Source organism: Nitrosospira briensis (assembly GCF_900115125.1).
Taxonomy (GTDB): domain Bacteria; phylum Pseudomonadota; class Gammaproteobacteria; order Burkholderiales; family Nitrosomonadaceae; genus Nitrosospira; species Nitrosospira briensis_A.
Genome location: NZ_FOVJ01000001.1, coordinates 296,689 through 314,440, shown reverse-complemented (window position 1 = coordinate 314,440; position 17,752 = coordinate 296,689). Strand labels below are relative to the sequence as shown.

The 17,752-nt window shown below is 54.4% G+C and carries 12 protein-coding genes; 2 read left to right on the top strand and 10 right to left on the bottom strand.

Annotated features, from left to right (window positions below; translation table 11 throughout):
- Positions 1 to 5: 5 nt before the first annotated feature.
- Genes BMZ14_RS01385 through BMZ14_RS01375 form a run of 3 tightly spaced genes read right to left on the bottom strand, consistent with a single transcriptional unit; the run spans position 6 to position 5,498 of the window.
- Positions 6 to 3,131 carry an efflux RND transporter permease subunit gene (locus tag BMZ14_RS01385; RefSeq protein ID WP_074793838.1) on the bottom strand — a complete coding sequence of 1,042 codons (3,126 nt, stop codon included), beginning with the start codon at positions 3,129 to 3,131 and terminating at the stop codon, positions 6 to 8.
- A 4-nt stretch (positions 3,132 to 3,135) separates the two neighbouring features.
- Positions 3,136 to 4,293, bottom strand: coding sequence for an efflux RND transporter periplasmic adaptor subunit (locus BMZ14_RS01380; protein ID WP_074793836.1), 1,158 nt, complete (start codon positions 4,291 to 4,293; stop codon positions 3,136 to 3,138).
- Positions 4,290 to 5,498, bottom strand: a complete 1,209-nt coding sequence (locus BMZ14_RS01375; protein WP_256208297.1) for a TolC family protein — start codon at positions 5,496 to 5,498, stop codon at positions 4,290 to 4,292. The genes BMZ14_RS01380 and BMZ14_RS01375 overlap by 4 nt, the downstream gene beginning before the upstream one ends.
- Before the next feature lie 543 nt (positions 5,499 to 6,041).
- Here BMZ14_RS01375 and nhaR point away from each other — a divergent pair.
- The gene (gene nhaR / locus BMZ14_RS01370) at positions 6,042 to 6,953 is read left to right on the top strand and encodes a transcriptional activator NhaR (RefSeq protein WP_074793832.1); all 912 of its coding nucleotides are present in this window, start codon (positions 6,042 to 6,044) and stop codon (positions 6,951 to 6,953) included.
- Positions 6,954 to 7,009: 56 nt separating this feature from the next.
- On the opposite strand, the gene htpG is transcribed toward nhaR, so the two are convergent.
- Positions 7,010 to 8,998, bottom strand: a complete 1,989-nt coding sequence (gene htpG / locus BMZ14_RS01365) for a molecular chaperone HtpG (protein ID WP_074793830.1) — start codon at positions 8,996 to 8,998, stop codon at positions 7,010 to 7,012.
- A gap of 149 nt (positions 8,999 to 9,147) precedes the next feature.
- Here htpG and BMZ14_RS01360 point away from each other — a divergent pair, with 149 nt between their 5' ends.
- A complete protein-coding gene (locus BMZ14_RS01360; RefSeq protein ID WP_074793828.1) occupies positions 9,148 to 10,263 on the top strand; it encodes a PQQ-dependent sugar dehydrogenase in 1,116 nt (371 codons plus the stop codon).
- A 20-nt stretch (positions 10,264 to 10,283) separates the two neighbouring features.
- Here BMZ14_RS01360 and BMZ14_RS01355 read toward each other — a convergent pair whose 3' ends face one another.
- The 6 genes from BMZ14_RS01355 to BMZ14_RS01330 form a co-directional block, all read right to left on the bottom strand.
- Positions 10,284 to 11,390 (bottom strand): SMP-30/gluconolactonase/LRE family protein, encoded by a 1,107-nt coding sequence (locus tag BMZ14_RS01355; RefSeq protein ID WP_074793826.1) that lies wholly within the window; start codon positions 11,388 to 11,390, stop codon positions 10,284 to 10,286.
- 135 nt (positions 11,391 to 11,525) lie between these two features.
- Positions 11,526 to 12,968 (bottom strand): NADH-quinone oxidoreductase subunit NuoN, encoded by a 1,443-nt coding sequence (gene nuoN, locus BMZ14_RS01350; protein WP_074793824.1) that lies wholly within the window; start codon positions 12,966 to 12,968, stop codon positions 11,526 to 11,528.
- Between the two features lie 36 nt (positions 12,969 to 13,004).
- A complete protein-coding gene (locus BMZ14_RS01345; protein ID WP_074795423.1) occupies positions 13,005 to 14,489 on the bottom strand; it encodes an NADH-quinone oxidoreductase subunit M in 1,485 nt (494 codons plus the stop codon).
- 109 nt (positions 14,490 to 14,598) lie between these two features.
- Entirely contained in the window at positions 14,599 to 16,554 is a 1,956-nt protein-coding gene (gene nuoL, locus BMZ14_RS01340) for an NADH-quinone oxidoreductase subunit L (protein WP_074793822.1), read from the bottom strand.
- Positions 16,555 to 16,626: 72 nt separating this feature from the next.
- Positions 16,627 to 16,932: an NADH-quinone oxidoreductase subunit NuoK gene (gene nuoK / locus BMZ14_RS01335; protein WP_074793820.1), complete on the bottom strand. Its 306-nt coding sequence runs from the start codon at positions 16,930 to 16,932 to the stop codon at positions 16,627 to 16,629.
- A 50-nt stretch (positions 16,933 to 16,982) separates the two neighbouring features.
- Entirely contained in the window at positions 16,983 to 17,588 is a 606-nt protein-coding gene (locus BMZ14_RS01330; RefSeq protein ID WP_074793818.1) for an NADH-quinone oxidoreductase subunit J, read from the bottom strand.
- Positions 17,589 to 17,752 lie beyond the last annotated feature (164 nt).

Genomic DNA, 17,752 nt, shown 5'->3' with positions numbered 1-17,752 from the left:
TCCCCTCAGATTTCCATTGGCTTCTCGTCGAACCAGCGGTAAAGGGTTGGCAATACCACCAGCGTCAGCAACGTCGAAGTAATCAGTCCACCGATCACCACCACGGCAAGCGGGCGTTGCACTTCCGAGCCTGGACCTGTGGCAAAGAGAAATGGCACCAACCCCAGCATAGCGACAGTAGCAGTCATAAGCACCGGGCGGAAACGCTGCTCGCACCCCTTTATCACGGACTCCGCTACGCTGGCCCCTTCATTACGCAGTTTTCGGATATACGAGATCAATACTACACCGTTCAACACGGCAATGCCCCAGAGCGCGATAAAACCCACCGAAGCCGGCACTGAAAGATACTCGCCGGTGATGAAAAGCCCGAAGACCCCGCCAATGGAAGCAAATGGCAGTACCAAAATAATAAGTGCGGCCAGCTTGACCGAATTGAACAGCACGAACAGCAAAAAGAAAATCGCCGCGATAGTAAGCGGGACTATCACCGATAGCGTCTCCATGGCGCGTTCCATATTCTCGAACTGACCGCCCCAGACAAAGTAGTAGCCAGGTGGCAATTTCACCTCCTTCGCAGTACGTTCCTGTAGCTCTGCAACGAAACCGGCAATGTCGCGGTCATGCACATTCACGCCGATCACTACGCGGCGTTTGGCGTATTCCCGCGAGATAATTGCCGGGCCGTCGACTACCTTGATATCCGCTACCGCGCTCAGCGGTACCAGGACACCGCCCCGCGCTATCTCCCCATTGGGCCCGGCATTTCCCGGCGGACGCAACAGAAGGTCGCGAATCGACTCGACATCGTCGCGGAAATGCTCGGGGAAGCGCAAGCGAAGCACAAAGCGCCGCTCCCCCTCGAAAACCTTGGTTACCGCCTTGCCGCCAATCGCCGTTTCAATCAACTGATTCACGTTGGCAACGTTGAGACCGTGACGCGCAATCGCACGACGGTCAATATCGATCGTTAATTCCTGCTGGCCCGACAAGCGCTCAATGCGTATATCGCGTGCGCCTCGCGTTGATTTGATGATGCGTGCCACCTGCTCGGACAGCTTGCGCAACTCTTCCAGGTCATCACCGAAAATCTTGATCGCCATCTGCGAGCGCACCCCTGTCACCATTTCATCCACCCGCTGTGCGATCGGCTGCGATAGCGCAATACTCACACCGGGCAGTACTTTCAGAGCCTCCCGGATATCCTCCTCGATCTCATGCTGAGTACGGCCCGACCCCTCCAGGTCCAGAGCCGCAATAGGGTCGGACTCATTCTGCGAAGCCGGATCAGCAGGCGACTCGCCGCGGCCGAGTTTGGATACCACGCTTTTCACTCCTGGTATTGCAGCGATCAGCCGCATCGCCTCTGATTCGATCTCTATGGCTTCGTCGAGCGAAATAGAGGGGACACGGATAATCACAGGTGTCACCGCGCCTTCCTGCATAATGGGGATGAAGGATTTGCCCAGGAGCGGGAACAGGGCGAAAGACAGCGCAAGCAAACCTATGGCTGTGGCAATAGTAGTTTTCTCGTGGGCCAAGGCCAAATTCAGCATGCGCCGGTAACCGGACTTGAGGAACGCGATGATCCTGGTGTCCTTATCGGCCCCGCCCTTAAGGATATAGGCGCAAAGCACCGGAGAAAGCGTCAGCGAAACGATAAGCGACACTGCCAGTGCAATGGCAATCGTGAATGCGAGCGGGCTGAAAGTTTTGCCCTCCATGCCTTGCAACGCCATCAAAGGCAGGAACACGAGAATAATGATACAGATGCCGAAAATTACCGGGGTACCTACCTCGACTACCGCGTCTACAATTGTCAGCAACTTTGATTCACGCGTGTCGGCTGCGTGGCCCAGGCGGTGATATACGTTTTCCACCACCACTACGGTGGAATCCACCATGAGGCCGATGGCGATAGCCAGTCCCCCCAGTGACATCAGGTTCGCAGTTATCTGCTGGTCATTCATTACCATAAAGGTAATGAGTGGCGTAATAATGAGGGTTGCAACGACGATCAGGCTGGAGCGCACATCTCCCAGGAAAATAAACAATATCACTATTACCAGCGCAATGCCTTCGAGCAGAACCTTGCTCACTGTCCACAACGCGTCATTCACGAGATCGGTTCGATCGTAGAATGGTTCGATCTGAAGCCCGCCCGGCAACAGGCCTTGCTCATTGATATCGGCAACTTTTGCCTTCAGCCGCCCGACGATTTCCTTCGCGTTGCCACCCGCCAGCATCATTACGATGCCGGCTACCGCCTCGGTGTAGCCACCCTTGATACTGGCACCCGTGCGCACCTCCTCGCCGAATTTCACTTCGGCTACGTCACGCACGTATATCGGGACGCCATCCAATTCCTTGAGCACAATATTGCGAATGTCATCAAGCGTGCGGATCAAGCCGACGCCGCGAATCAGGTACTGTTCCGCGTGAAGCGGCAGTATATTGCCGCTGGCATTTGCGTTGTTGCTCGCGATCGCTCGATCCACATCGGCCAGCGTCAAATCATAATGGCGTAGCCGGTTCGGATCGGCCAGCACATGGTATTCCTTGACATAGCCTCCGATGGAGTTGATTTCCGCGACACCTGGGGTCGCGCGCAACATGGGCCGAACCACCCAATCCTGTATTGTTCGCCGTTCCGTCAACTCTTCGACAGTTAACGCGCGCTCGCCATCGTCGGGATGAACGAGCGTATATTGATATACCTCTCCAAGACCCGTACTTACCGGGCCGAGTACCGGATTGATGCCGGGCAGCAACGTGGGGGATACCTCGATGAGCCGCTCCATCACCAGTTGGCGGGCGAAGTAAACATCTGTCTTATCAGTAAAAACCAGCGTGATCAGAGAAAGTCCGCTCTTGTTGATGGAGCGCATCTCAACCAATCCCGGCAGACCTATCATTGCAAGTTCCACCGGAACTGTCACCAGCCGCTCGATCTCCTCCGGGCTCCGACCGATTGAAACGGTAGCGACCATTACCTGTATATTGGTCACATCGGGAAAGGCATCTACCGAGAGATGCTTCGTGGAAAACAAGCCTGCGCCGCACAGGGCTATTGCGACCACTACAACCAGCAGTCGCTGCTTAAGCATCGTGCGCACGATTGAAGCAAGCATGGGCTTATTCCAGCTCAGCGAGCTTGCGCTCGTTTTCCAAATGAAAGGCGCCGTCTACCACGATATTCTGATCGGCAGTGAGTCCCTTCAGCACGGGGCGCATGTCTACCACTTCGGGACCCAGTTCCACGGGAACGCGGAGAAATCGATTGTCGCCTTGAGCGAGAAATACGTAGTCGCGGTTGGCCTCGCGCACCACCGCCGTCTCGGGCACCACCAGGCTTTCTGCGGGATTATCGATAATTTGCATACCGGCAAGCATAGCCGGCTTGAGCTTACGCCGCGGGTTTTCAACCACCGTCCGCACCATTACTGTCCGTGTCAGAGGGTCCACCGTATCAGCCACAAATATGATCAGGCCATCGAAGCTGATATCCCCCAGTGCGGGCACGTGAATCTCCACATGTTGCCCAACCTGCACATTACGGGCGATTTGCTCCGGCACATCGCCTACCACCCACACGGAAGACAGATCAGCCACCTGAAATAAGAGATCGGAGGGCTGCACTACTTGTCCGATCGCGACGTTCCGCTGGATAACGATGCCGGGTTTGGATGCCCTGATGGCAACAGATGGCAGGATATAACCCTTTTTTGCGAGCTCATTCAAGGCCTTACTGTCCACGCCCAGCAAGCGTAACTGATCCGCTGCGGCGCCCAGTTCCGCTCGTGAAACCTGTAATTCCGACTCACGCCGTTGCATTTCGGCAACGGCAATCACATCGGCCGCCAGCAAGTGATGAGCGCGCTCCGCTGCTTTTTCCGCCAGCGTGGTCAGGGAAAACGCGCGCAGATAAGCAAGCTGCGCCTGGGTCAATTCCGGACTGGAAATACGCGCCAACTCGGCCCCGGCTTCCACACTGTCCCCCAGCGTGGCATATACATCGACGATGCGGCCCGTGACGTTGGCGCCCACGCGCACAAGCCTGTGTTCGTCCACTTCGACCTGGCTCGGCACCTGCAACTTATCGGCTATATTGATCATCGAAGGCTGCCCTATTTTCACCCGATGCATCTTTTCCGGCTCTAGCGTTATTCGGTTTACGTCCACCGGCTCTTCCGGGGCTGCTTCTTTCGCAGCGGTCGGCGTGCCATTTCCGCATCCTGTGGCGAGCAGCGCGATTATCATAATGCCGCCGACGGCTTGCATGGTTGTTTTCATTCGAGATCTTCCTTGGGATAGTGGGCGCGCAAGCGATCAATTTCGGCAACAGCAACCTGCAGATCAAAGCGTGCCTGCAAGAGATCCGACAGCAGCCCTCGCAGCACGCGCTGAGTGTCAAGCACTTCGATCAGCCCGCGTTCGCCAAAGCGGTAAGCCGCTTGGGCAACCTCTAACGCGCTCTCGGCTTCCTTCAGCAGTCCACCCTCAAACATCTCTACCCTTCGCTGCGCGATCTGCTTCGCCTGCCAGGCAGATTCGAGCAATTGTCCGATCTCGAAGCGACGAAACTCCAATATCCCACGAGCCCGCTCGGAGTCTGCCACAGCCGCGTCAATTTCGCCGCGACGGCGATAAAACAATGGTATCGTTACGTTCACGCCCGCGAGGTTGGAGGTATATTGCGCCTCCTGGAAGTTACTGAGTAATACCGTTACCGACGGCAGCACGGCAGCCCGTTCCTGTTTGGTCCGTAAGCTTGCCCGGTTCCATTCGGCCTGCAGACGCGTCACTTCAGGATTTACAGCCGGTACAATCTCGCGCAACTCTTCCAGGGGAGGAAGGTCCACGGGGTCTGTCAGGGACCCCTCAATATGGAAATCAGGCCTCAAGGCGCCGGCAGTAAGCTGTATCAGGGCAACGCGCGCTCTTTGCGCATTTAATTGTGCCGCCTCTCTACGTGAAGCAGCAGCCAGCACTTCCGTTTCGGCCCTTATGAGCTCAAAGCGTGCCGCTTCCCCGACATCAACCCGCACCTTGACGCGACGGCGTATTTCCTCCATCAATTCAGAAACGCTCGCCTCCACCCGGGCTACTTCTTGTCGCAGCACCAGTTCGTATGCAGCCACACGCAATTGCGCAGCCAGATCCGCCCTCACTTGTTCGAGACTTGCGTGGCTGGCATCCACGCCGGCCTCGGCAGAACCAATGCGCGCACTTCGCAGGAACGGGTTCTCGATAGGCTGAGATATGGTGAATTGACGATGGCTGTTTGACGGCAAGGCCTGTGGAATCCGCGCGTGCTGGGGTCCGGCCATGAAAGTCAGCTGCGGATTGGGATAGGCCGACGCGCCAACGACCCCGGCTTCGGCGGCTCTTACCTGAAAGTGCGCCGCCTGCACCAAACCATTGGCCTTCAGTCCAAGTCGCTGCAACTCGTGAACCGTGAGTACCTCGGAAGGCAATGCCTCTGTTGGCGTAGGCATTGTTGGGCGAGCTGCTGCGGGTGGTAGCTGGCCAGGTTGCTTACCGTGCACGGATCCGGGCACGGTTGGGCCTGGTGCGGTCGGCGCCGGCATGGCAGGCGTCCTTTGCGAGGGCATCGCAGGTACAGCGGGAGCCGGCGCAGTCATCGGTGGTGGCGCTGGCGGAGCGGTAATAGCAGGAATTGTCGAAGGATCTAGCGCTGAGGCAGTCGTAAATGGCAAAACAAGAATCAGACCCGGCAAAATACAATAACAAGGTGATAAGCGCATGTACTACCTTTATTTTTTCTAAAGCGAAGCTTGCTCCGATTCCATAAATGCTGGAAGCACCCGAACACGATGAACCTGGCCGTCGGCGGACATCCTCGGCATGGGCCAAAATGGTGTCCCCTGTTCAACTTTGAAAATGACGCCCAGTCTCGTTTATATAGGGAAGAGGGATTCAGTCTAAATGAGAATTTGCATCAAGAAAAGTAGTATCTCACTGATGATATAATCGGTTTTTACGAATTATCGTCATCAAACTACCGGACTCGAATCCTTGTGCTCAACTACAAGCAGCTGCATTATTTCTGGGCCGTCGCAAAGGCCGGCAGCATTGTCCGGGCGAGCGAACGGCTGCATCTTACCCCGCAAACCCTGAGCGGCCAGATCCGCTTACTGGAAGAAGCGCTTGGGGTTGCCCTTTTTTTGCGGGTCGGCAGGCGCCTGGAATTGACGGAAGCAGGCCGGCTCGCGCTTTCATACGCAGACGAGATCTTTCAGATCGGGAACGAACTGGAAGAGACGCTGCGCAGCCGCCCCGAGAGCCACACCATCCCGCTGCGCGTGGGCGTCGATGATGCCGTACCCAAGACGATTGCATACAAACTGCTGACCCCGGCAATGACACTGGCCGAGCCGGTGCGCATCGTCTGCCGCGAAGACAAGCTTGTGCGCCTCCTGGTAGAGTTGGCAATCCAGCGGCTGGATCTGGTGCTTGCCGATCGTCCGATGCCCGCCGGGACCAACGTGAAAGGCTACAGCCATAAACTTGGAGACTGCGGTATTACATTCTTCGCCGAGCCACGGCTTGCAGCGCGGTTCACTCGACCCTGGCCCCAAATTCTTGATGCGGCCCCCTTGCTCATTCCCGGCAAGGAGGCCGCCATACGAACAGCACTGATGCGCTGGTTCGACGTTCGCCAGCTCCGCCCGCATATCGTGGGAGAGTTTGACGACAGCGCGCTGATGCAGGCTTTCGGACAAGCCGGCATTGGTATTTTCATTGCGCCATCGGTTATAGCGGACGAAGTGCAGCGCGAACATGGCGTTACAATAATAGGCCGTACAGACGAGGTAACCGAGCAGTTTTACGCTATTTCAATGGAACGCCGTCTTACGCACCCCGCCGTGATTGCCATCAACGATACTGCCCATAGAGAACTGTTTGCAAACCTGCAGCAGGCCCGTTAGCACTGAGGAGACATTCGATGGGGCAGACCTCCAGATCTCCTCTACGTTCTCAAACCTTATTCCTCATCGGCGGTGCTTAGAAACAGTTCATTGATGCGCTTTACGAAACTTGCCGGGTCATCAAGCTGGCCGCCTTCAGCCAGCAAGGCCTGGTCGAACAGGATATGGCTCCAGTCAGTGAAGTGGGCCTCTTCCGATTTCAAGCGCTGTATCATGGGGTGATAGGGATTGATTTCCAGGATAGGCTTGGTATGGCCCACCTTCTGCCCCGCGGACTTCAGCAGCCGCTCCAGATTCCCGCTCATGTCGTGGCTATCCGCAACAAGGCAAGCAGGAGATTCGGTCAACCGCAAGGTCACGCGCACATCCTTTACCTGTTCGCCGAGAATGCCCTTTATTTTCTCGGTAAGCTCCTTGTATTCATCAGCTTCCTTCTCCTGCTCTTTCTTCTCCGCCTCGTCCTCGAGTTTGCCGAGGTCAAGGCTGCCTTTGGCGACCGATTGCAGTTGCTTGCCCTCGAACTCCGTCAAATTTGCAACCAGCCACTCGTCCACACGCTCCGACAGTAATAAAACTTCGATGCCTTTCTTGCGGAACACCTCCAGGTGCGGACTGTTTCGGGCTGCCTTGAGGCTGTCGGCGGTGACATAGTAAATTTTTTCCTGCCCCTCTTTCATGCGGGCCAGATAGTCGCTCAACGATACGGTTTGCTCGTCTGTGTCGGCGTGTGTGGAGACGAAGCGCAGCAGCTTGGCGATGCGTTCACGGTTGGCGTAGTCTTCTCCAATACCCTCCTTGATAACCTGTCCGAACTCCTTCCAGAAGGTCTCGAATTTCGTCCCCTCCCCTTTCTTGTCTTCATCTTCCTGGCCTTCCCGGTCTTGCTGGTCTTGCTGGTCTTGCTGGTCTTGCTGTTCCTCATGCTGGCCTTGAGCAAGATCTTCGAGCAATCCCAATACTTTTTTCACCGCTCCCGCGCGTATTGCTTCAATATCTTTGGATTCCTGCAATATCTCGCGCGAAACGTTCAGCGGCAAATCATTGGAATCGATCACGCCGCGCACGAAACGCAAATAATTTGGCAGCAGCTGCTTTGCGTCGTCCATTATGAAAATCCGCCGGACATAAAGCTTGATGCCATGGCGGGACTCGCGATCATACAAATCAAAAGGGGCGCGCGACGGAATGTAGAGCAACTGGGTATATTCCTGCTTGCCCTCTACCCTGGCGTGAACATAGGCCAGGGGCGGCTCGAAATCATGCGCTACATGCTTGTAGAATTCGTTGTATTGCTCGGGCGTGATCTCGCTTTTTGGACGCGCCCATAGCGCGCTTGCCTGGTTGACGGTCTCGTCTTCGTCAGTAATTGTATTTTCGTTTTTTTCCTGAGACCACTCCTCTTTTTTCATCAAAATGGGAAGGGTGATATGGTCGGAATACTTGCGAATGATGGAGCGCAACCGCCAGCCATTGAGTAAATCATCCTCGCCTTCGCGCAGGTGCAGGATAACCTGGGTACCGCGATCTGTTTTCTCCACTGTCTCCAGCGTATAATCGCCTTCGCCACCGGATTCCCAGCGAACGCCATGCTCGGGCCTAAGGCCGGCACGGCGGGTAATAAGCGTCACCTTGTCGGAAACGATAAATGCTGAATAAAAGCCGACGCCGAACTGGCCGATCAGGTGTGCATCCTTCGCCTGGTCACCGGTCAAGGAACTGAAGAATTCCCGAGTACCGGATTTGGCGATGGTGCCTATGTGGTCTATCACCTCTTGCCGCGACATGCCGATACCGTTATCGGCAACGGTAATGGTACGCTCAGCGGCATCATAGCTGACCCGAATTTTCAGCTCTGAATCGGACTCATACAGGGCACCATCGGTTAATCCCTCGAAGCGTAGCTTATCGGCCGCGTCCGATGCGTTGGAAATCAGTTCGCGTAAAAAAATTTCCTTGTTACTATACAAGGAATGAATCATCAGCTTGAGCAACTGTTTTACTTCAGTCTGAAAACTCAGATGTTCTTTTGTAGCTGTGGCTTCCATATTTTTCCTCTCCAAAACAAAACAAAAAAATGCATTAGGATAATGAGGGCGCCCTGGAAATTTTCAAGCTGTCCAACATCAATAAGCGCCTTGCTGTTTCATTATCCGTTCGTATTTCATGGAAGTCCCTATAACCCGGAGCCTGATCTATGTCAATCGTGAACACTTTCATCCATTTTATAACCCTTGGTGCGCTTTGTTGGGTCTTGCCTGTTGCCGCAAAAGACCAGCATATCGAGTTGCCGCTCGACAAGATCAAGTTGCCCGCGGGATTTTCCATCGATGTATGGGCGAAGGTGCCTAACGCACGGGGACTTGCACTGGGAAAGAATGGCACCGTATTCGCGGGCTCAGCGTCGGAAGGCAAGGTTTACGCGGTCACGGAAACAGGCGGAGAACGTCAGGTCAAGACAATAGCGGACGGCCTTAATCTCCCTCTGGGGGTGGCATTCCGGGACGGCGCCCTTTATGTCTCCGCAATCGACCGCATTCTGCGCTTCGATGGCATCGAAGAAAAACTCGATAAGCCAGGTAAACCTCTTGTGATAACCACTAGTTATCCCAACGAAAAACACCACGGCGGCAAATATATCGGTTTCGGCCCCGATGACTTGTTATACGTCGCGGTTGGCGCGCCCTGCAATGCCTGTGAAGTTGATCCGGAGACCTTTGCGCTGATCTCCCGTATCAAGCCGGACGGTAGCAATTACGAGGTATTCGCAAGAGGAGTGCGCAATTCGGTCGGTTTCGACTGGCATCCCGAAACAAAGGAATTATGGTTCACTGATAATGGCCGCGACTGGATGGGTGACAATATACCGCCGGATGAACTGAACCGCGCCCCGAAAAAAGATATGCACTTCGGCTACCCCTATTGCCACGGAGGCGATATACCAGACCCAAAATTCGGTGCAAAGCGAGATTGCAGCAAGGTTATTCCACCAGTGGCCAAACTCGACCCACATGTTGGCGTCCTGGGGATGCGCTTCTATACCGGAAAAATGTTCCCCGCGGAATACCGCAACAATATTTTTATCGCGGAACACGGCTCATGGAATCGCCGTAATAAAATCGGCTACCGCCTCAATCTCATACGGATAAAGAACAATAAAGCCGTAAAACAGGAGGTATTTGCTGAAGGCTGGCTGGAGAAGGAAAACAACTGGGGTAGACCGGTGGATGTGCTGGTCATGCCCGACGGCGCGCTGCTCGTTTCTGACGACTTTGCCGGTGTGATTTACCGCATCAGCTATAAGAAACCGTGAGGAGTCGCGAGCAAGTTGCTCTAGGGAGCCATTTGCCGCAGCCAACCCAGGCCCCTGGCGTGGAGACTCTGCACATAGAGTCTGTCTGCGGTTTCGGTGATACCAGTCGTCTCGGGATAGACCCCGGAAGGATCCTGCAGGTCGGCAACCACTTTGCCGTCCTCCGTGAAGGCCATTACGTGGCCGTACGTCTTGGGGATCGGCCACAGCGCACGCGGCAGTCGCAGTGCGAGCTGACGCAGGAAAGGCTTGTCCGCCATCCAGTCGGCGGCTGGCGTGCGCGGCTTGGCAAAACCAAGCCAGATCTTCCCATCCAGTCCGCGCATCAGGTTATCCGGATAGCCCGGCAGGTTATCGAAGAGGACCGAAGCCTGCGGCGCGCCTCCGGTTACGTCGAGGTTGGTGGCAGCAACGTCGATCTTCCACACGCGGTATTTTCCGGTTTCGTTGACGAACAAGGTCTGCTCGTTGCGGCTTAGCGCTACGCCGTTGGCAAAGCTCAAGCCCTTCGCCACGATACGCGTGGCTTTGCTGGCCGGATCATACTCGAGGATGCGCCCGGTCGCAGACTGCTCTATGATGTCGAGCACGCTAGCCTCGAAAGTGCCGCCCCACTGGGAAGGCGCGAAGCGCGCCGAGGCATCGCTGAAGTAGATCTTGCCGTTGCCTGCCACAACGACGGCATCGGCATAGCGGATCGGGTCACCACCCACCTTGTCGGCCAGGACGGTGATCCTGCGGTCGGGGCTGATCGACAGCAGGCCCTTAATGGCGTCGGCGGCGATCAAATAACCGGCGGCGTCGAAATCGAAGCCCAGCACCCGACCCCCGGTATTGGCGAATATCTCCTGCGCCGAACCATCGGGGTTCATGCGCATGATGTTGCCGCTAGCCATGGCTGCGTAAAGCTTGCCATCGCGGGCAAGGACGATGTGTTCCGGCCCTTCTTCGGCTCCCAACGGAATCATCTGCAGGCTGCTCAACCGTTTGTTGGGCGCGTGAACGCCGACGTAGCCCGGTGCGGCTGGCGCTTCCCAGCTTACCGGCCGCACTGGCACCGGCGACAAGCTCAGATAGGCGGCCAGGGCCAGCAAGAGCAACGCTGCAACCCTGGCACTTTTCTTCATGATGCTTCCCCCAATAGGGACCTGACGACGCGGAGGGTCAGGGGGATGGCCTGCCTGAAGTGTGGTATTCCGAAACCGGCTCGTCTGTTTAGCTCAACGGGTTGAACAGAAGGCTGGTGGACTCGACCTTGATATTTAGATCGACTGCTGTATTGCGTAAGCACACAGCCCAATCAGCACCTGAGGAAAAAATCCGAACGCGAGCACCGCCAAGCCGTTCGCGCTCAGCAATATTTTGACATCACCCTGCGGCAGTATAAGCGCATTGGTTTCAGGCTCGTCGAAATACATGAGTTTGACGATGCGCAGGTAATAAAATGCGCCTATCAGCGAAAATAATACGGCGACAACCGCCAGCCACACGTGGCCAGCGCTCAACACCGCCTGCAATACGGAAAGCTTGGCATAAATGCCCACTGTAGGTGGAATGCCAGCCATGGAGAACATCAGCAGCAATGTGATGAATGCATACCACGGACTGCGCTGGTTTAGTCCTTTGAAGTCGTCAAGCTTTTCAGCCTCAAATCCTTCCCGGGACAAGAGAATGATAATTCCGAATGTACCCAGTGCCATCAATACGTAGATCAGGATGTAGAACATAGCCGCAGTGTAGCCATTCCCATCCGCGCCGATAATGCCAAGTAACATGAAACCCATGTGCGAGATGGTGGAATAGGCAAGCATGCGCTTGATGTTTGTTTGAGCGATAGCAGCCAGATTGCCAATCAGCATGGACGCTACCGCCAGGATAATAAGCATTCCCTGCCAGTCCGCCGACATTACTCCCATTCCTTCCACCAGCAAACGCATGATGAAGCCAAATCCCGCCAGGTTGGGTGCTGTGCCGACAAACAGTACGACCGCGGTGGGCGCCCCCTGGTAGACATCAGGCGCCCACATATGAAATGGCGCCACATACAACTTGAAACTGATGCCGGCAACGATGAATACCAGTCCTACAACCAGTACTGCATGATTAATTGCGCCGCTTTGAATTATTCCCGTAACTTGAGTGATATCAAGCGTGCCGGTGGCGCCATAAACCATGGACATGCCATACAGCAGGAAACCGGAAGACAGTGCGCCCAGGACAAAAAATTTTATTGCCGCCTCGGTTGCCTCAACCGAGCGTCTCAGCGCTACCATGGCGTAAAGCGATAGCGACAGGAGTTCCAATCCCAGGTAGAGCGTCATGAAATGGCTGGCGGAGATCATCACCATCATTCCCAGCGTGGCAAACAGCGCCAAACCGAAGAATTCACCGCCGAGCATGCCACGTACAGAGATATAGGTTCGGGAGTACACCAGCACCGTAGCGACGCTGATATAAACCAGCATCTTGAGTATATCCGCCATGGCGTCGTCCACGAACATGCCGGAGAACGTATAAACGACGTCTGGCGCGGCCGTGCCGAAAGTGATCAGCGCGCAACCTGACAACGCGACTTGCGCCAGTAAATAAGCGATGTTAGGTTTTTTTTCTCCCCATGCGATATCGGCCAGCAACACCACGCATACCATGACCAGAAGAAAAATTTCCGGATAGGCGGGGGCGAGATCAGGCTGCGTAAAATTCATTTATCATCCTCGGACAGGCAGGGCTCATCTCGTTCTTCACAATTTGCTGCGGGCAACGTGCGACAGCAGATCGTCCACGGTCGTGTGCATGATTTCCAGCAATGGTAGCGGATACAGGCCCATAGCCAGTACCGCCACTGCCAGAATCGCCATTATCAGAATCTCGCGTCCGTTAATATCCTTCATTTCCGTGACGGCTGGATGGACCACCGCGCCGAACACCACCCGCTTGTACATCCACAGTGTGTAGGATGCTCCGGTTATAAGCGTGGTAGCTGCAAGGAAGCCATACCAGAAGTTCACCTTGACCGAAGCCATGATGACCATGAATTCACCCACGAACCCACTGGTGCCAGGCAATCCCGAATTCGCCATGGCAAACAGCATGAAGAAAGCGGCAAACACCGGCATTCTGGCTGCCAGCCCGCCATAGTCGGCGATCTGGCGGGAATGAAGCCTGTCATACATGACGCCCACGCAAAGAAACATTGCAGCGGAAATAAATCCGTGGGAGATCATTTGCACCATCGCGCCTTCCATCCCGTAGGCGTTGAACAGGAAAAAACCAAGCGTGGCAAATCCCATGTGGGAAACCGATGAATACGCAATGAGTTTTTTCATGTCCGGTTGGACCAGTGCAACAACGGCAATATAGACGACTGCAATCAGCGACAATGCGATCATCATGTCCGACAGATAGTGGCTGGCATCCGGAACAATCGGCAGTGAAAAACGGAGGAAACCGTAACCGCCCAGCTTCAGCAATATTGCCGCCAGCACTACCGACCCCCCGGTGGGCGCTTCCACGTGGGCGTCCGGCAGCCAGGTGTGAACCGGCCACATCGGTACCTTCACCGCAAACGCCAACAGGAAAGCAATAAATATCAGAATTTGCGGGGACAGCGGCAATGGCAGTTTATGATAATCGAGAATCGAGAAACTGCCGCCAGAAACCTGATACAGGTAAATGAATGCCACGAGCATCAGCAGCGAACCAAGGAGCGTGTAAAGAAAAAACTTGATTGCCGCATACACGCGGTTGGGCCCGCCCCAGACGCCTATGATGAGGAACATCGGAATCAGCGAGGCTTCCCAGAAGACGTAGAACAAAATCGCATCGAGCGCTGCGAACACGCCATTGACGATGCCCGACATGATAAGAAATGCGCCCATATATTGAGACACGCGCTTGCTTATTACTTCCCAGCCCGCGATTACCACCAGCGGCGTAATGAAACAGTTAAGCAGAATAAGCGGCATGGCGATGCCATCGACGCCAAGATGATAATGAATGTTGAAGCGCTCGATCCATGGACTATGCTCCACGAACTGCATGGCGTTTTCCAGCGGATCGAACTGGGTGAGAAGCGGTATTGCCACCAGCAAACCCGCTACCGACCCCACGAGTGCAATCCATCTTGCCATTTGGGCATTACGATCCCCGCCAGTAGCGAGCACGCCAATACCGGCTACGATAGGCAGCCAGATAACCAGACTTAACAGGGGAAGGCCAAACAACATGTTCATTCCATTTTATTCATTAGCGCGTTGCCAGGCACAGGAGCTTACAGGGGCTTACAGGAGGCTTTGGGCCGCAATAATATTTAATCTCTTACTGTTTTTTATCGTTTCAAGGCCCGTATAACCACAGACTCATTAATATGAACACGCCAACTATCATGGTGAAGGCATAATGATAGATATAGCCGGACTGGAAGCGGCGCACCAGCATGGCGGTTGCAGCCACCATTCGTGCTGTGCCGTTAACGAAGAATCCGTCAATCACTTTTACATCGCCGAATTTCCACAATCCCCTGCCGAGGGCACGCGCACCGCCAGCAAAAAGCCAGGAATAGAATTCGTCGATGAAATATTTACGGTCAAGCAGCGTGGAAAACGGACCGGCAGCCTGCTTTATCTTTCCCGGCAAATCGGTTTTCACCATGTACAAATACCAGGCGGTGAATATTCCCGCTATGGAAAGCCAGAACGGCAGGGTAGATAACGCATGCGTCATCATGCCCAATATGCCAGAAAATTCCGCTGACATTTTTTCCATTGCCTCATGCTGAGACATGATTTGTATGGCGCTGCCAAAATAATCACCAAACAGCATAGGTTCGATAAGCCAGCCCGCGCCGATGGAAGGTATTGCCAGGGCAATCAGCGGCAGCGTCACCATCCAGGGCGATTCATGCAGATGTTCTTCGGTGTGATGATCCATTCGCGGTTTGCCGTGGAACGTCATGAACAGCAGGCGGAAGGTATAAAACGCCGTGATGAACACGGTTGTTACCGCACAGAAGTAGGCAAAACCGGCGCCTGGAATGTTGGCGAAGTGTACGGCTTCAATAATTGACTCCTTGGAGAAGAAACCAGAGAAACCGGGTACGCCAGCGCTCGCCAGCGCGGCAATGAACATGGTCCAGTAGGTAATGGGCATATATTTCTTGAGCCCGCCCATTTTCCGCATATCCTGCTCATGGTGCATCGCGATGATTACGGACCCCGCACCGAGAAATAGCACTGCCTTGAAAAAGGCATGAGTCATGAGGTGAAAAATACCGGCTGAATAAGCCGACGCGCCGAGCGCTATTGTCATATAGCCCAGTTGTGACAGGGTTGAATACGCGACCACGCGCTTGATATCGTTCTGCACGATTGCCACCAGCGCCATGAATAGCGTCGTGATGCCGCCGATCACCAGCATGAACGATAGCGCCGTTTCGGTCAGCTCGAACAACGGAGACATCCGCGCCACCATGAAGATACCTGCCGTTACCATGGTAGCGGCATGAATCAGCGCGGAAATGGGTGTCGGGCCTTCCATCGAATCGGGTAGCCATACATGCAAGGGAAATTGTGCGGATTTTCCCATCGCGCCGACGAAGAGCAAAATACAGATTGGGGTTAATAGCTCCCACTGCGATCCAGGAATGATTTCGATTGCTTGTGTCGCCATCTGTGGAGCCTGGGCAAATACTGCAGCGTAATCCAGGGTACCGAAATACATCAATACGAGGCCGATACCGAGGAGAAACCCGAAATCGCCGACACGATTGACCAGAAAGGCTTTCAGGTTGGCATAAATTGCCGTGGGGCGCGTATACCAGAACCCGATGAGCAGATAGGACACCAGCCCCACCGCCTCCCAGCCAAAGAAAAGCTGGAGAAAATTATTGGACATCACCAGCATCAGCATCGAGAAGGTGAACAGTGAGATATAACTGAAAAAACGTTGATAACCGGGATCCTCGTGCATATAGCCTATGGTGTAGATATGCACCATCAAGGAAACAAAGCTCACCACGACCATCATGGTGGCGGAGAGTTGATCGATCAGAAACCCAACCTCGAAACGGGTATCGCCCGAGGTCATCCAGGTATAAACGCTGCCGTTAAAGATGTTCCCCTTCAATACATCCAGAAACACGGCGACGGACGCAGCCACGCATACGAGCATGAGGGCAATGGTGATGCGATGGCTCCAGGCCGGACCGATCACGCGCCCGAACAGCCCGGCGATAAGCGCTCCTGCCAATGGCGCCAATGGCGCCAACAGATATAATTTTTGCATCTCAGTCATGAAATTCAGTTTTTGTTTTTTGAATCACCGATACCTGATCCTGGCATGACAAGGGTTTTTCACTCAAGAAAGCTACCCTTTAAGTTTATCCAGGTCGTCCACATCGATGGTGCGCAAGCTGCGAAACAACACCACCAATATCGCCAGGCCAATAGCGGATTCTGCCGCGGCTACGGTAAGAATGAAAAACACGAAAATCTGTCCCGCTGTATCCTGCAGGTAATATGAGAAGGCGACAAAATTCATGTTTACCGCCAGCAGCATCAGTTCGATCGCCATCAACAGGATGATCACATTTTTCCTGTTGAGAAAGATCCCGACAATGCTGATGGCGAACAGAATCGCACCGAGAACCAGGTAATGGGATAACGAGACCAAGCTACGCCCTCTTTCACGACAACATCAAAATACAGCCACGCAACTGTTTCTTATTCTTTCTTTTCCGAGGGCATCGTAACCATTCGAATCCGATCCTCGCGTTTTACCGCTACTTGCTTCGCGACATCCATCGCCTTGTTACCGGTACGGCGCCGCAAAGTCAGCGCAATGGCGGCTACCATCGCCACAAGCAGAATGACCGCCGCTAGCTCGAATGCGTAAACATATTCGGTATAGATCAGGCGCCCAAGCTCTTTGGTATTGCTGTAATCGGCGGCTCGGGATGGGGGAGCCGGCAGTTCATCGGCGGCGAACTGCTCTCCCATCAGCACCATTGCCATCTCGGCCGACATCAGCAACGCGAGCAATGCGCCAAAGGGAGCCCATTTCCAGAACCCTTCACGGAGGCGATCGAGGTTGATATCCAGCATCATCACCACGAACAGGAACAACACCATCACCGCTCCCACGTATACCAGCACCAGCGTGATGGCAAGAAATTCCGCCTCCAGCAGCAGCCATAATCCCGCAGAGGTAAAAAAAGCCAGCACTAACAGTAATGCGGAATGTACCGGATTTCGAGCGGTAATGACGCCCGTGGCGGATGCTACCAGCACTGCTGAAAAAAAGTAGAAGATTATATCCTGAAAACTCATATGGGTACTTCTAGAAGTTCTAAGTTCTGTAAGTCAACGTTCTGTAAGCCGGGTAGCATAATCCGGCGAAACCTCTCATTTGCAAACTCATTTTGTGAGCGCCGGGTAGCTCGCGGCAAATCCCCTGATATTCCCAAGTCCTGATCCGGAAAAAATGCACGATG

Coding starts and splice junctions, on each gene's coding strand:
- BMZ14_RS01385 (WP_074793838.1), bottom strand. CDS start 3,131: ATGCTTGCTTCAATCGTGCGCACGATGCTTAAGCAGCGACTGCTGGTT.
- BMZ14_RS01380 (WP_074793836.1), bottom strand. CDS start 4,293: ATGAAAACAACCATGCAAGCCGTCGGCGGCATTATGATAATCGCGCTG.
- BMZ14_RS01375 (WP_256208297.1), bottom strand. CDS start 5,498: ATGCCTACGCCAACAGAGGCATTGCCTTCCGAGGTACTCACGGTTCAC.
- htpG (WP_074793830.1), bottom strand. CDS start 8,998: ATGGAAGCCACAGCTACAAAAGAACATCTGAGTTTTCAGACTGAAGTA.
- BMZ14_RS01360 (WP_074793828.1), top strand. CDS start 9,148: ATGTCAATCGTGAACACTTTCATCCATTTTATAACCCTTGGTGCGCTT.
- BMZ14_RS01355 (WP_074793826.1), bottom strand. CDS start 11,390: ATGAAGAAAAGTGCCAGGGTTGCAGCGTTGCTCTTGCTGGCCCTGGCC.
- nuoN (WP_074793824.1), bottom strand. CDS start 12,968: ATGAATTTTACGCAGCCTGATCTCGCCCCCGCCTATCCGGAAATTTTT.
- BMZ14_RS01345 (WP_074795423.1), bottom strand. CDS start 14,489: ATGTTGTTTGGCCTTCCCCTGTTAAGTCTGGTTATCTGGCTGCCTATC.
- nuoL (WP_074793822.1), bottom strand. CDS start 16,554: ATGACTGAGATGCAAAAATTATATCTGTTGGCGCCATTGGCGCCATTG.
- BMZ14_RS01330 (WP_074793818.1), bottom strand. CDS start 17,588: ATGAGTTTTCAGGATATAATCTTCTACTTTTTTTCAGCAGTGCTGGTA.